The following is a 14,948-nucleotide window of genomic DNA, read 5'->3' on the forward strand; positions in this document are numbered from 1 at the left end:
ACCGGAGTCCAAGCAGATGCCAGATCGTAAACACAAAATATCTGATCGGCACCTCCGCCTGCTACGACGGCTTGCCTTGGTGCTTATTGTGGTGGCCGTTGTCGCTACCATCATTTTCGGCATTCGCGCTGCGAGCTCTTCACGTGCTTGGTATAATGCGCCGCCTGAACAAATCGAAGGTTGGATGTCTCCACGTTACATCGCCATGTCCCAACACGTACCACCTCGCGTAATAGAAGATACAATTGCACCTGGCGAAGACCTAATGCATCAAAAAACCACACTTTATGACCTTGCGGACGCGCACGACACCGATGTGGAAACACTTATCATCGCCTTAGAAGCATCAATTGCCGATTTTAAGGAACGCAAGCGTGATTGATTTCTTCTTTGGGCTTGTCGCCACTTGGGGGCTCGTCATCATCGCAGCCTCGGCTTACTTTTCTTGCCTTGCGGTTCCGGTGCCCACATTTGCCGTCATGTTATCAGGCGGTGCTTTTGCCGCTGCGGGGGATCTGGTTCTATGGCAAGTCCTGACGGTCGCCTATGTTACCGCGTTGGCCGGTGATCAAACTGGGTTTCAGCTGGGGAGGCTGGGCGGTAAATGGTTGGATAAATTCCTTGCCACGCGCCCCAATAGGGCTGCGCTATTCGCACGCGCGCAACAGGTCGTTGATCGCTGGGGCAGTACTGGCGTTTTCTTTAGCACATGGGCGGCAGCGCCATTGGGGCCGTGGGTCAACTTTGCAGCTGGCGCGGCGCGGCTTAATCCCTGGCGTTTTATCATCTGGGATGCATTAGGCGAAGCGATCTGGGTCGTCGGCTATGTCATGCTCGGCTATTACTTTGCGGCCAACCTTGACGCCTTGACGACCCTCGTCGCCGATTGGGCATGGCTATTGACCGCGATCAGCCTCGCTATCGCGGCAAGCTTTTTCCTATTGCGCTCCAAACAGTGACAAGGCTTGCACCTTAACGACCGCCTGATAACGTGCCCACAACCAATAGGAGACCCACCATGCGCCTCGCCCTTGCCCTTTGCCTTATCGCCAGCACAGCAACCGCAGAAACCTGCGGAGGTCCTGTAAATAGCTTTATCGAAGGGGTCAAAGCAGAGGCACGCGCAGAAGGCATTTCCGCAGCCAACGCTGATCGCTTTTTCCAAGGCGCGCGAATCGAACAAAGCGTCTTAAATGCGGACCGCTCACAAGGTGTCTTTCAGAAAGACTTTATCAGCTTTTCACGTGCGCTCATCTCACAAAACCGGATCGACAACGGGCGGGTCTATGGGCAGCGATATGACAGCACTTTTGACACGATCGAATCCCGCTTCGGCATTCCACGCGGCGTGCTTTTGGCATTTTGGGCGTTTGAAACCGACTATGGCCAAGTGCAAGGCAACTTTAACACGCGAAATGCGCTGTTAACCCTTGCGCATGATTGCCGCCGCCCAGAACTGTTCCGCCCACAACTTATTGCCGCGATGGAGATGTTTCAGCGGGGTGACATGGACCCCAACAATACGACAGGCGCTTGGGCTGGCGAAATTGGGCAGGTTCAAATGCTGCCGCTTGATATCATCGAACGCGGCATGGACGGCGACGGTGATGGGCATGTTACGCTAAAAACATCTGCACCCGATGCACTGATGTCAGGTGCGAATGTTCTGTCCTCGCTTGGCTGGCGGCCCAACGAACCGTGGCTGCAAGAAATCAATGTACCCGCCAACCTTGATTGGTCACAAACTGGGTTAAATCACAAAAACCGGGTTCGCGATTGGGCGAATGCTGGCATCACCGCACGCCAAGGGTCGCTTGGGCCGTCGAACTTGCAAGCCTCTGTTCTTCTTCCTATGGGCCGCAACGGGCCAGCATTCCTCGCTTACCCAAACTTTGACGTCTATTTCGAGTGGAACAAAAGCTTTGTCTATGTAACGACAGCCGCCTATTTCGCGAGCCGCCTCTCCGGAGCATCACCTTATGATGCAGGCAATCCATCTGCCCCTCTTACCGGCCCGCAAATGCAACAGCTTCAACAAAAGCTAACAACGCGTGGATACGATGTCGGCGGAATCGACGGAATTTTAGGCGCAATGACCCGTGCCGCAGTTCAGGCAGAACAGCAGCGTTTAGGAATGCCTGCGGACGCATGGCCAACGCTTGATCTTCTCAATCAGCTCTAGGGGGCAGCGGATGCGCCGTTTTCTAAAAGCCGTGTTTGTCTTGCTCCTCATCGGAGTTGTGGCCTTTCTAACTTTAGGGCCCGGCTATGTCGAAAAGGGACGCAACGCTGTCGCGGATCACGAGCCCTATCCCGTCACCCCTCAGGCCCAAGCACTGCACAATCGTCTCATCATCGGTGATTGGCACGCTGATACTTTGCTCTGGCAACGCAGCCTGCTCAACCGTGCCAACCGCGGCCAAGTCGACCTCCCCCGCCTGATCGAAGGCAACGCCACCCTGCAAATGTTCACCGCCGTCACGAAAAGCCCAGCGGGACAGAACTATCACGAAAATTCGGCAGACGCGTTCGACAACATCACCCCGCTTGCGGTTGGTCAACTCTGGCCACCACGCACATGGAACAGCCTGCTTGAACGCGCACTTTATCAGGCGAAACGGCTACATTCCTATGCCGATGCCTCAGACGGTCGTCTCCGTGTTATCAAAACACGCGCCGATCTAGAACAGCTGCTTGCAGACCGTGCCAACGGACAACAGGTAGTCGGCGGATTACTCGGGATCGAAGGTTCACATCCTCTAGAAGGTGATATCGCCAACCTCGATAAGATCGAAGCCGCTGGTCACCGTATGATCGCCCTCCAACACTTTTTCGATAATGAACTGGGTGGATCACTCCACGGCACTGGTGATCATGGGCTAACCGACTTCGGTCGGCAGGTAGTCAGCGAAGTCGCCGCACGCAACTTAATCCTCGACCTTGCCCATTCATCGCCCCAAGTCGCTCGCGATGTCCTAGCCATGACTGACATCCCCTTGGTCGTCAGCCACACCGGTATCCATTCTGTCTGCCCCGTCAAACGGAACTTCACCGATGACCTGATGCAAGACATAGCGGCCACCGGAGGTGTCATCGCTATCGGCTATTGGGCAGACGTGACCTGTGACGACAGCCCAGCCGGGATCGCCGCGACGATCAAAGCGGCTGTGGAATTGCTCGGCGATGACCATGTATCGTTAGGCTCTGACTTCGACGGATCGGTCGCAACCAGCTTCGACGCCTCCGAACTCGCCGCACTGACCCAAGCCCTACTGGACACGGGGTTAAGCGACGAGACAATCGGCAAGGTCATGGGCGGCAACATGGTCAGGGTACTACGCGAACGGCTGCCTTAAACTTGTGGGATGGCGGGCCGGGCGCATTGCGCAGCAACAGCGATGCCAAGCATCACGCCACCATTGCAGCCGCCTTTTTCAGGTCAACTGACACAAGCTGCGATACGCCTTGTTCGCCCATTGTGACACCAAACAATCGGTCCATCCGGCTCATCGTGACGGCATGGTGCGTGATGATCAGGAATCGCGTGTCGGTCCGGCGGCACATCTCGTCCAGCAGGTCACAGAAACGCGTGACGTTGGCGTCGTCTAGCGGCGCGTCGACCTCGTCCAACACACAGATTGGGGCCGGGTTTGCAAGGAACACCGCAAAGATCAGCGCCAGCGCCGTCAGGGTTTGCTCGCCACCCGACAACAATGACAAAGTGCTCAGCTTTTTGCCCGGAGGCTGACACATGATCTCCAAACCAGCCTCAAGCGGGTCATCGGACTCGACCAACACCAGCTTGGCTTCACCACCGCCAAACAAGTGGGTGAACAGCAAACCAAAGTTCTCGTTTACCTGTTCAAACGCCGTCAGCAGGCGTTCACGACCCTCTTTGTTCAGGCTGGCAATCCCGGAACGTAGTGCTGCAATCGCCTCCTCAAGATCAGCCTTTTCCGTGACCAATCCGTCGTGTTCGACTTGCACCTCTTTTGCGTCTTCTTCGGCGCGCAAGTTTACAGCACCAAGGCTGTCACGCTGGCGTTTCAGCGCGTTGACCTGCGTCTCGACCACATCGGATGCAGGCATATCTTCGACCGCCATTTCAAGCGTCTCAAGCAACTTATCGGGCGTGACTTCTTGCGCTTCCATGATGCGTTCTGCAGTATAGGACACCGTTTCACGGGCCGCATCCGAACGGGCTTCTGAGCGCGCACGCGCCTCGCGCGCTTCTGATGCTAAACGCTCGGCATCGCGTTCTTGATGGCCCGCCTCGCGCAGCGCGGCATCAGCCTCTGCCAGCTTATCGGACGCTTCTTTCCGACGCTCTTCGGCCTCATCAATGGCGTCTGCCAATTCTGACCGTTTGGCGGCAATTTCTTCGGGTGCGGCGGTTGCTTCTTCCAGCTCAGCTTCTGACATCGCCTTGCGCTCTGCCAATTCAGCGGTACGCTTATTCGCTGTCTCAAGGCGGTGTTTCCAGCCGCTGACTTCTTTGGTAATTTGCTGCGAGCGTTTCAGACGGCTTTCGCCTTCGCGCCGCACTTCGTCATGGGCCGAACGATGCGACATCATCGTGATACGGGCCGCTTCGACAGTCATTTTCACGTCTTCAACAGCGGCACGTGCGTCATCCAGATTGCCCAGCGCGTTCGCCGCTGCTTCTGCCTCTGCCAACGCATTGCGCGCGCTCATCGCTTCTTCTTCGTGGCGCTTGAGCGCAAGCCCAAGGCTTTCTTGCTTGCCTTGGCTCAGGTTCCGGTCGGCCTCTGCGCGGCTAGCCGCACGGTTTGCTTCTGCAACCATCCGATCAGCATCACGGCGTGCATTACGCGCAGCATGGTCCGCTTCGGTCTGCTGCTTCAACAGCATCGTCAGGGTGTCGTGGGCCTGCGCCGCGCCAACTGCTGTGGCAGACGCCTCTTCCAGATCACGCTTTAGCTCTGTGAGGCGGTTCAGCTGTTGCAGACGCAAAGCTGCGGCCGACGGCGCATCCTCCGCACCGGCACGGAACCCGTCCCAACGCCATAAATCGCCCTCAACGGAAACGAGGCGCTGACCCGGCTTCAGCTCTGCTTGCAGTCGTGGGCCATCGACGGCGTCGATAAAACCGACTTGGCTCATACGACGGGCCAACACCTCTGGCACACCGACATAGTTCGTAAGTGCCTTTACTCCCTCGGGTAGCGTTTGCGGCGTATTATATCCCGGCAGCAACGCCCAGCCGGACTTCGCATCTGCCCCAATCTCTGGCGCACGCAGATCATCAGCCAGCGCAGCACCTAGCGCCTTTTCATAGCCACCTTGCACGCGTAGCAGGTCAAGAACCTGCCCACCTTCGGCGGTGTCACGCTCGACGAGTTTGGCTAGCGCGGCCACCTCTGCACGTAAGGCGTTTGCCTCGCCTTCGGCCTCTGATCGCAACGCCCGTGCGTCGCTTTCTCGAGTCTGGGTTTCCGCACGCGCCTCTTCGGCCTCTGACAGCGCAATATCTGCAGCCTCTGCCGCAGCCACGGCAGCCGCTTCTGCCTCACCTGCGCTGGCGAAATCTTCTTCAGCCTTGGCCAGCGCGGTCGCAGCCTCTTGCATAGCGGACTTGGCCCGCTCCGCTTCGGCCTCGTTCTTTTCCATGGTGGTACGGTTGTCAGCCACCAAACGCTGCGCCGATTGGTGACGAGCGGCAAGCCGGGCAACATCTTCGGTCAGCTGCGCAAGATCGGCCTCCCGTTCTTCCAGCACACTTGCAGCTTCGCGAGCCGCGTCTTGTGCTTCTTCTAGTCGATCATCATGCCCTTCACCGGCCTTGGCAATCTCACGGGCTTCCCATTCGAGCCGCTCAATTGTCTCGCCAGCGTCTTTGTTTAAACCACCTTCGCGCTCCATATCCCGGCCAAGTTGATCGATGCGTGACCGCAAGGTCTCGATCATTTCAAGTGCACGATCTTCTTGGTCTTTCAACGTATCCCGCTGGACCTGCAAACGCTGCAACACAGCTGACGCAATCGCCTCTTCCTCGCGCAGTGGCGGCAGGGCATCTTCATATTCCGCGCGTGACTTTGCAGCCTCGCGCGCTGTCTTCTCGGCTTGGGCGGCAGCAGTTGTCCGTTCGCGTAGTTGTTCTGACGCGGCAAGCATCGCCTCGTCCGCTTCTTTCCAACGACGAAACAACAACATGCCTTCGGCACGGCGCAGATTATCACCAATTTCGCGATAGCGGGCAGCTTGCCGTGCTTGCCGGGCCAACTGCCCCAATTGCGCGGCTAGCTGTTCAATCACATCATCGACGCGCGTCAGATTGGTCTCCGCACCTCTCAGCTTCAATTCCGCCTCGTGACGGCGCTGATACAGACCAGAAATACCAGCAGCTTCTTCTAGGATGCGGCGACGAGCCTTTGGCTTCGCGTTAATCAGTTCAGAAATCATGCCCTGCCGGACCAACGCAGGCGAATGCGCCCCGGTCGAAGCATCAGCAAACAGCATTTGCACGTCACGCGCACGGACGTCTTTTGCACCAACCTTATAGGCAGACCCCGCGTCACGCGTAATGCGGCGGATCACCTCTAGCTGGTCGTTGTCGTTAAATGACGCGGGCGCCAGACGTTCACCATTGTCGATAATCAATGACACTTCGGCAAAGTTACGGGCAGGACGTGTCGACGCCCCAGCAAAGATCACGTCTTCCATGCCGCTACCGCGCATGGATTTCGCACGATTCTCGCCCATCACCCAGCGCAGGGCTTCTAGCAAATTGGATTTACCACAGCCGTTTGGCCCCACAACACCTGTCAAACCATCAGCGATGATCAGATCTGTAGGGTCAACAAAGCTTTTAAAGCCATTCAGACGCAGTTTGCTAAAACGCAAGGGTTTCGGACCTCATGATTCCTTCGTAACCAAAACCATGTCCCCCGATGCGGCAACCTGTCAACGTCGCAGACGCAGCATGTGCTGTGTTCCGCCCAGTTATCCACAAGATATTGCGGCATCCGTACCAACTTAACCAACTGACGCCGCGCTTTGGCCCGCAAATGTCGTATTCTTCCTTGACGTGGCCATACCCGACAGCGCACAACAACAGCGCACGGTTCCCCGCTGATGCCAAGCATCTGGGGATGAAATGGGAATGTGGAAAGGCCGATCCTAACAGGAGGCCCGATGCCACAGCCGCCCCCGCGACTGTATGCGGTGAGTGCCTTGTTAACGACGCCACTGGGGAAACCTGGGAAGGTAAACAAGGTACCGCGACCCGCAAGCCAGGAGACCAGCCATGCAAAATGTCGTAACGGCCGTCGGGGATGACGGTGAAACAAGGATAGAAAAATGCATATCGAACCAGGAATCGTCACAGGCGCAAAAATCGCGCTTTCATACGCCACTGCTGCTGGCGCAACTGCTTATTCCGCGAAACTGATCTGGGAAAGCCTGCGTGATCGCGGCGCAGTCTCATTGATCGCACGTGCCACGATGGCGACACTTGCCGTGTTGGTTTTCTTTGAGCTTCTGCCACACATGTCCGTCGGCGTATCCGAAGTACACCTGATCATGGGGTCAACCCTGCTATTGATGCTGGGCACTGCGCCCGCTGCTATCGGCCTTGCCGCTGGCCTGCTGATCCAAGGTACATTGCTTTCGCCTTTCGACCTGCCGCAGTACGGTATGAACCTGACAACACTGCTGGTCCCACTGTTTGGCCTACACGCGCTGACCAAAAACGTCATCGCCAAGGGCACAGCTTACGTTGACCTTAGCTACAAACAAGCGCTTGCAATGTCCGCGACTTACCAAGGTGGTATCGTTGCTTGGGTCGCATTCTGGGCATTCTACGGCCAAGGTTTCGGCGCAGAAAACATCGCTTCTGTTGGTACATTCGGTGCGGCTTACATGACAGTTCTACTGCTAGAGCCACTTGTTGATCTGGCAGTTCTTGCTGGCGCAAAAGCAATGCGCGGCCTTGAAAACAGCGGTCTGGTCACACCACGCCTCTACGCCGCTTAAGCGCGCCAAACAAAACATGTTGTATGACGGTCCCTTGGGGCCGTCATTCCGTTTGGAAACATCTGCAGCAGGAACATACCCATGCCCGCAAAAATCCCCGCGACCGTTGTCACCGGCTTTCTTGGTGCCGGGAAAACCACCCTCATCCGCCACATGCTCCAAAACGCCCAAGGCAAGCGCATCGCGCTGATCATCAATGAATTTGGTGACCTTGGCGTTGACGGCGACATCCTAAAAGGTTGCGGGATCGAAACCTGCACCGAAGACGATATTGTTGAACTGTCAAACGGCTGCATCTGCTGCACCGTCGCCGATGATTTCATCCCCACGATGGAAGCCCTGCTCGCGCGCGAAGACAAACCTGATCACATCGTGATCGAAACGTCGGGTCTTGCACTGCCGCAGCCTCTTATCCGCGCGTTCAACTGGCCGGGTATTTCAACCAAGGTGACCGTTGATGGCGTTGTGACCGTGGTTGATGGCCGCGCTGTTCATGACGGTCAGTTCGCCCATAACGTCGCTGCGGTCGATGCGCTGCGTGCCCAAGATGAAAACCTTGATCACGAAACGCCACTGTCTGAATTGTTCGAAGACCAAGTCGCCTGCGCCGATATGATCGTTGTGAACAAAGCGGACCTGTTGTCGGCCGAAGAAGCAGACGCACTAACAACAAAGCTAAAATCCGAAAGCCGCGACGGCGTTCAGGTCATCAAAGCATCCATGGGCGCCCTACCCGTCGATGTTCTGCTTGGCCAAGGTGTCGGCGCTGAATCTGATCTGTCTTCTCGTCACGAAATCCACCACCATCATCATCACCATGACGACGACGACGATCACCACCACGATCATGAACACGAACATGGCCACGATGAATTCGAATCCTTCATCGTCACCCGTGGTGAAATCGAGGACCCAACCGCATTCGCAGCGCAAGTCGCCAATGTCATCCGCGCCAACGACATCCTACGTCTGAAAGGGTTTGTTGCGGTAACAGGCAAGCCTATGCGCCAGACTCTACAGGCCGTCGGCCCTCGCGTTGATACCTACTTTGACCAACCCTTTGGCGACGCGCCACGCGAAACGCGGCTTGTGGTCATTGGCGAAGCGGGTCTTGATCAAGCAGCCATCACAGCCGCCCTACAAGCATGATTATCGTCGAGCGGACAGACCCACACCATCCTCAGGCGACGGCTTTGCTCAAACAAAGCCACGCCCTGATGGCGTCACTATTTCCGCCCGAAGACAATTATTACCTTGAAATCGACGATCTGGTTTCGCCGAATACCCATTTCTTTACGTCCCGCATCGGCACCCAAATTTTGGGCACTGGCGCGCTGGCTATCAAAGACGGCTACGGCGAAATAAAATCCATGTTTGTCGATCCTGATGCACGGGGCAAGGGCATCGCAGATGCGCTTATGCGTCAACTCGAAGACCAAGCACGCGAAGACAAACTTCCGATAATAAAGCTTGAAACAGGCAATCTGCTGCACGCCGCGCACAAACTATATGCGCGACATGGCTTCACCCTTTGCGGCCCCTTTGGCGATTACGCCGAAGCGAACAGTTCGATCTTTATGGAAAAGGCGCTTTGAAGCTACTTCTTCTCAGCCGCCTTCTTCATCCGGGCCAACAAAGCGGCCTTATCTTCGCGTGTGCCAAATGGCTTTTTCTTCGACCCATGCGCGTTATGTTCGGCATGTTTCGGGGCATTCTTACCCAATTTGGGTGCGCCTGCAGCTTTGTAATCCATCGTTTTGACCTCATGTTTGGGCATCCACTACCACGGGAATATACCTAATGCACCTGCTCGCAGCGACACCCGGCGCAATCTCTGACGGATCAGAGCCTGTCGACCTAGGCCAAACACCTGCCGACGTGGTGATTATTTCCGCCGCAGACACGGAATTGGCCGCGCTGTCCGACGCCAGGTCACAAATGGATAACCCGCCCGGACTGCGTCTTGCCAATATGATGCACCTGCAACACCCGATGTCGGTCGATCTTCACCTTGATGATTGTGCCACGAAATCACGGCTAGTGATTGCGCGCATCTTAGGCGGTGCCGGATATTGGAAATACGGACTTACGCAATACGCCGCACGCCTGCACGAGGCTGGCATCCCCTTTGTCGCCCTGCCCGGCGACGACAAACCAGATCAAGAATTGCGCGAGCTGTCTACCGTTTCAGGCGAGGACTACGACGCGCTGTGGTCCTATTTCGTCGAAGGCGGACCGCAAAACAGCACCAATCTACTCGGTTACGCACGCGCCATGCTGGACGGCAGCGACAAACCAGCCGCAGCCAGCCCCCTGCTGCGCGCGGGTGTATATTGGCCCGGTTCAGGTATCGCCGACCTTGATGCCGCAAAGGCAGCATGGACGGACGACGCGCCAATCGTCCCGATCATATTCTACCGCGCACTTGTCCAAGGCGGCGGGTTAAACCCGATCAACCGTCTGGTGCGCAGCCTGTCACGCGCGGGTCTTAACCCGCTGCCTGTCTTTGTCGCATCACTCAAAGACCCGGTCAGCCGCGCAACACTCGACACTTTGTTCACCGCAGCCCCACCCGAAGTAATCTTAAACTGTACCGCCTTCGCAGTCGGCAGCCCGCATGATGGCGACGACAGCCCAACAAACCCATTGCTTGCCAACAACGCGCCAATCTTTCAGGTCATCCTATCTGGCGCGTCCGAGGCCACATGGCGCGAAGGCCTGCACGGGCTAACCGCCCGCGACATCGCGATGAACGTCGCCCTGCCAGAGGTGGACGGGCGCATCCTATCCCGCGCGGTCAGCTTTAAAGGCGAAGCATTCTTTGACGAGGCAACCGAATGCCCTATCGCAACCTATCAGGCATTAGGCGACCGGATCGACTTTACCAGCCAACTCGCCCGCAACTGGGCGCACCTGCGGCGGACACAAGCCAGCGACAAAAAGGTCGCGCTGATCCTTGCTAACTATCCAAACAAAGACGGGCGGCTTGCTAACGGAGTCGGGCTGGATACGCCCGCCGCGACGGTACATGTGCTCAACCTGCTGAAATCGACAGGCCACACGGTTACTCCGCCCACAGACAGCGCAACACTGATGCAAACCGTTATGGACGGCCCAACTAATTGGCTGACAGATCGCGCCGACAAAGAAGGCGGCGAATTCCTACCGCTCGACATCTATCAACAGTATTTTGATGCCCTCCCTTGGGAGGTAAAAGAACAAATCACGGCGCGCTGGGGCCAACCCGAGGATGATCCCTTCCTCACCTTGTCAGAATTACTCCCGCCGGAGGCAAACAAGGGCTTTGCCCTTTCGATCCACAGCTACGGCAACGCCGTGGTTGGGCTGCAACCGGCACGTGGTTACAACATAGACCCAACCGATACATATCATTCGCCTGATCTCGTTCCACCACACAACTACCTCGCATTCTATTTTTGGCTGCGGCACCACTGGGGCGCTGACACGATCGTACACATGGGTAAACACGGGAACCTCGAATGGCTCCCCGGCAAAGCAGTCGCCCTATCCGAAACCTGCTGGCCCGAGGCCGTCTTTGGGCCGACCCCACACGTTTACCCGTTCATCGTCAACGATCCAGGCGAAGGTACGCAAGCAAAACGGCGCACATCTGCGGTCATCATTGATCACCTAACACCGCCGCTGACCCGCGCAGAAAGCTATGGCCCAATGCGCGATCTAGAGGCGCTCGTCGATGAATATTATGAAGCCGCCGGCGTTGACCCCCGCCGTATAGACCACTTACGCAAAGAAATCCTGTCCTTGTCCGAAGTCACTGGCCTGTCAAAAGACGCGGGCTTCACCGGCGATAACGACAGCGATCTAGGTAAGCTAGACGCATACCTATGTGAGTTAAAAGAAGCACAAATACGCGACGGGCTGCATATCTTTGGGCAATCGCCCCAAGGGCAACAGGAACGGGACTTGGCGATTGCCTTGGCACGCGTCCCACGTGGTGATGGTAAGGGTAGAAATGCGTCGCTCCTGCGTGCGCTGGCAGAGGACCTGAACCTGAGTATCGATCCGCTTGATTGCGACATGGCAGCTCCCCCACCTGAAAAACCCGCCGCACTAGAAGATAATACCACATGGCGTACCAATGGCGATACGGTCGAACGTCTCGAAGCACTGTGCCAACGCGGCCTGCGGGACGGCGGGTGGGGCGATGCGGGGTTCACCCCGCGAGCGGCACAAGCCGTTCTAGATGAAATCTTAGAGACTATACTTCCGACAATTCAGGCCTGCGGACCTGACGAAGGGACGGGTCTCCTCAGCGCCCTATCTGGGCACTTCGTCAACCCGGGCCCGTCCGGCGCGCCAACCCGCGGGCGGCTTGATGTGCTGCCCACTGGTCGAAATTTCTATAGCGTCGATAGCCGGGCCGTACCCACACCGACAGCTTGGGCGCTTGGGTGGAAATCTGCGAGTCTGCTAATCGAAAAACACCTGCAAGACCACGGCGACTGGCCGCGTAGCATGCTGGTCACGGCATGGGGTACCGCGAACATGCGTACGGGTGGCGATGATATCGCTCAGGCCCTTGCCTTGATGGGTGTTAAGCCAAAATGGGATAGTGCAAACCGCCGCGTCACCGGATTTGAAATTCTTCCGCAGTCCATCCTAGGGCGACCCCGCGTTGATGTCACATTACGTATCTCAGGTTTCTTTCGTGACGCCTTTCCGCAGTTGATAGCGCTGGTTGATAGCGCTGCTCGTGCCGTACAAGAGCTTGATGAAGCAGCCGATGTGAACCCTGCTGCAGCACGTGCAAAAGCAGGTGAAAACCAAACACGGGTATTTGGTTCAAAGCCCGGTGCTTACGGCGCGGGGCTGCAGGCCCTGATCGACGAACGTATTTGGGCGGATAAGTCAGACTTTGCCGATGCCTATCTTGAATGGGGCAGCTACGCCTATGGTGCTGGGGCCGAAGGCCGCAAAGACCGCAAGGCATTTGAAACGCGCCTATCGCAAACCGACGCCATCGTTCAAAACCAAGACAACCGTGAACACGATATTTTGGACAGCGATGACTATTACCAATTCGAAGGTGGTGCTGCCGCAGCTGTCAGCACACTACAAGGCCAAGACCGGCCCATCTATCACAACGATCATTCACGCCCTGAACGACCCGTCATTCGAACGCTTGATGACGAAATTGGGCGGGTAGTGCGTAGCAGGGTAGTAAACCCGAAATGGGTCGATGGGGTCAAACGTCACGGATACAAAGGCGCGTTTGAGATCGCAGCGACAGTTGATTATCTATTCGCCTTCGCGGCCACAACCGGGGCGGTACAGAACCATCATTTTGATCTGGTCGAGGAAGCGTTCATCAAGGACGATGACACCCGAGACTTCATCGCGGACGCGAATGCCCCAGCCCTGCGCGAGATCGCCCAACGACTGCAAGAAGCGATCGATCGCAATCTTTGGCAACCCAAGTCCAACTCTGCCCGTGCACGTATTGCTGAATTGATCACATAGCCCAAGCCAGATACGATCTTTTAAAAAGGAGCCTGCCATGACCGAAGATACTGACCGACACGCAATGAAGATGGCCAAGAAAAAGGCTGCCCGTGATAAGATCATGGCGACAAAGACCGACCAAAAGGGGCTGGTCATTGTCCATACGGGCAAAGGAAAGGGTAAGTCTTCGGCCGCGTTCGGGATGATCTTTCGCTGTATCGCGCATGATATGAAATGTGCCGTTGTTCAGTTCATCAAAGGCGGCATGTCCACGGGTGAACGTGATCTGATCCTTGCTAAATTCACTGACACTTGCGCATTCCACACTATGGGCGAAGGGTTTACTTGGGAAACCCAAGATAAATCGCGCGACACAGAAATGGCGCAAGCAGCTTGGGCCAAGGCCAAAGAACTGATCCTTGATGAAACCAATCACATGGTCCTGCTTGACGAAATCAACATCGCAATTCGCTATGACTATGTGAGCATATCAGAGGTCGTATCCTTCTTGCGTGACCATAAGCCACCGATGACCCATGTCGTTTTGACGGGGCGCAACGCGCACGAAGATCTGATCGAACTTGCAGACCTTGTCACTGAAATGGAACTGGTCAAACATCCCTTCCGTTCGGGGATCAAAGCGCAAATCGGAGTCGAATTTTAGAATAAATTCGCATTTCCTTACGTATTGTCGCCAAAATTCGCGGATCACACGCTATCGTGCCTTGCACTATACGGTTCAGTTTCTATGTAACTGAATTATGACAAACGTGTTGAACCTTCTTCCATCCGGTCTCGTCGCTAGCGGCGTGCAGCGCGCTGTCTATCTGCATCCAACGGATCACACCAAGCTGATCAAGGTTCTTAAGCCCAGCACTATAATGCCACGACGCAATAATTTTAACGGTGTCGTGGATCGTTGGTTTCCAAGCACGCGACTGCGTCAAATCCGCAAAGAATACACTGAATACCTGCGGATTATGTTAAACCATCCTGAACCAACCTTTCGCGCACCAATGTCGCATATGTTTGGGTTCGTGAGCACAAATGTCGGCCTTGGCTGTCTGACCGAAAGCGTGATGATGCCAGACGGCACATTGGGCGAAACGCTTGGATCAAAGGCAAAGGAAGGCACCCTGACGGATCATCATATTGACCTATTGAACGACACAATATCCCGGCTGTTTTCGAATGACATTCGCGCAAGCGACATGAACCCGAACAATTTCGTCTTTGGCCACCGCGACAACGGGAGCGGCCCAGGCCCAGAAGAATGTGTTCTTGTTGACGGTTTCGGCGACATTCACGCCATTCCAGTCCGGTCGATGGCCAAATGGTCGAACCGACTTGGCCTGATTGACAGCTGTGAACGGCTGGGTCGAAATACCAAACTGACGTGGCATAAAGACACGCAACAGTTCTCGCGCTGACCGTTTAGTTGGGGTAAGTTGTTGCAACCGCTTCATCAA

12 protein-coding genes and 1 riboswitch are annotated in these 14,948 nt (G+C 56.1%); of the genes, 10 read left to right on the plus strand and 2 right to left on the minus strand.

Annotated elements, in window-relative coordinates:
• Positions 1–16: 16 nt before the first annotated feature.
• Genes CLV80_RS10660 through CLV80_RS10675 form a run of 4 tightly spaced genes read left to right on the plus strand, consistent with a single transcriptional unit; the run spans position 17 to position 3,356 of the window.
• Positions 17–382: a hypothetical protein gene (locus tag CLV80_RS10660; protein ID WP_106357911.1), complete on the plus strand. Its 366-nt coding sequence runs from the start codon at positions 17–19 to the stop codon at positions 380–382.
• A complete protein-coding gene (locus CLV80_RS10665; RefSeq protein ID WP_106357912.1) occupies positions 375–959 on the plus strand; it encodes a DedA family protein in 585 nt (194 codons plus the stop codon). Before CLV80_RS10660 ends, CLV80_RS10665 begins: the two co-directional genes overlap by 8 nt.
• A 59-nt stretch (positions 960–1,018) precedes the next feature.
• On the plus strand, positions 1,019–2,182 hold the full coding sequence (locus CLV80_RS10670) for a lytic murein transglycosylase (RefSeq protein WP_106357913.1): 1,164 nt from the start codon (positions 1,019–1,021) through the stop codon (positions 2,180–2,182).
• 10 nt (positions 2,183–2,192) lie between these two features.
• A complete protein-coding gene (locus tag CLV80_RS10675) occupies positions 2,193–3,356 on the plus strand; it encodes a dipeptidase (RefSeq protein WP_106357914.1) in 1,164 nt (387 codons plus the stop codon).
• A gap of 52 nt (positions 3,357–3,408) precedes the next feature.
• Here the strand turns inward: CLV80_RS10675 and smc are convergent, their stop codons facing one another.
• The gene (gene smc, locus CLV80_RS10680; RefSeq protein ID WP_106357915.1) at positions 3,409–6,864 is read right to left on the minus strand and encodes a chromosome segregation protein SMC; all 3,456 of its coding nucleotides are present in this window, start codon (positions 6,862–6,864) and stop codon (positions 3,409–3,411) included.
• A 201-nt stretch (positions 6,865–7,065) separates the two neighbouring features.
• Positions 7,066–7,284: riboswitch (cobalamin riboswitch) on the plus strand.
• A gap of 36 nt (positions 7,285–7,320) precedes the next feature.
• Here smc and CLV80_RS10685 point away from each other — a divergent pair.
• The 3 genes from CLV80_RS10685 to CLV80_RS10695 all read left to right on the plus strand — a co-directional run bounded on the left by CLV80_RS10685 (position 7,321) and on the right by CLV80_RS10695 (position 9,590).
• Positions 7,321–7,995, plus strand: a complete 675-nt coding sequence (locus tag CLV80_RS10685) for an energy-coupling factor ABC transporter permease (RefSeq protein WP_106357916.1) — start codon at positions 7,321–7,323, stop codon at positions 7,993–7,995.
• A gap of 81 nt (positions 7,996–8,076) precedes the next feature.
• A complete protein-coding gene (gene cobW, locus CLV80_RS10690; protein ID WP_106357917.1) occupies positions 8,077–9,144 on the plus strand; it encodes a cobalamin biosynthesis protein CobW in 1,068 nt (355 codons plus the stop codon).
• Positions 9,141–9,590, plus strand: a complete 450-nt coding sequence (locus CLV80_RS10695; RefSeq protein WP_106357918.1) for a GNAT family N-acetyltransferase — start codon at positions 9,141–9,143, stop codon at positions 9,588–9,590. The genes cobW and CLV80_RS10695 overlap by 4 nt, the downstream gene beginning before the upstream one ends.
• A 2-nt stretch (positions 9,591–9,592) precedes the next feature.
• On the opposite strand, the gene CLV80_RS18465 is transcribed toward CLV80_RS10695, so the two are convergent.
• Complete coding sequence (locus CLV80_RS18465; RefSeq protein WP_165793368.1) at positions 9,593–9,748, minus strand: hypothetical protein; 156 nt, start codon at positions 9,746–9,748, stop codon at positions 9,593–9,595.
• 47 nt (positions 9,749–9,795) lie between these two features.
• Here CLV80_RS18465 and cobN point away from each other — a divergent pair, with 47 nt between their 5' ends.
• The 3 genes from cobN (at position 9,796) to CLV80_RS10715 (ending at position 14,909) form a co-directional block, all read left to right on the plus strand.
• On the plus strand, positions 9,796–13,497 hold the full coding sequence (gene cobN, locus CLV80_RS10705) for a cobaltochelatase subunit CobN (protein WP_106357920.1): 3,702 nt from the start codon (positions 9,796–9,798) through the stop codon (positions 13,495–13,497).
• Between the two features lie 37 nt (positions 13,498–13,534).
• Positions 13,535–14,143, plus strand: a complete 609-nt coding sequence (gene cobO, locus CLV80_RS10710; RefSeq protein WP_106357921.1) for a cob(I)yrinic acid a,c-diamide adenosyltransferase — start codon at positions 13,535–13,537, stop codon at positions 14,141–14,143.
• Between the two features lie 97 nt (positions 14,144–14,240).
• Positions 14,241–14,909 carry a YrbL family protein gene (locus tag CLV80_RS10715; protein ID WP_106357922.1) on the plus strand — a complete coding sequence of 223 codons (669 nt, stop codon included), beginning with the start codon at positions 14,241–14,243 and terminating at the stop codon, positions 14,907–14,909.
• The last annotated feature ends 39 nt before the right edge of the window (positions 14,910–14,948 follow it).

The sequence above is a fragment of the Yoonia maritima genome (assembly GCF_003003285.1).
Lineage (GTDB): Bacteria > Pseudomonadota > Alphaproteobacteria > Rhodobacterales > Rhodobacteraceae > Yoonia > Yoonia maritima.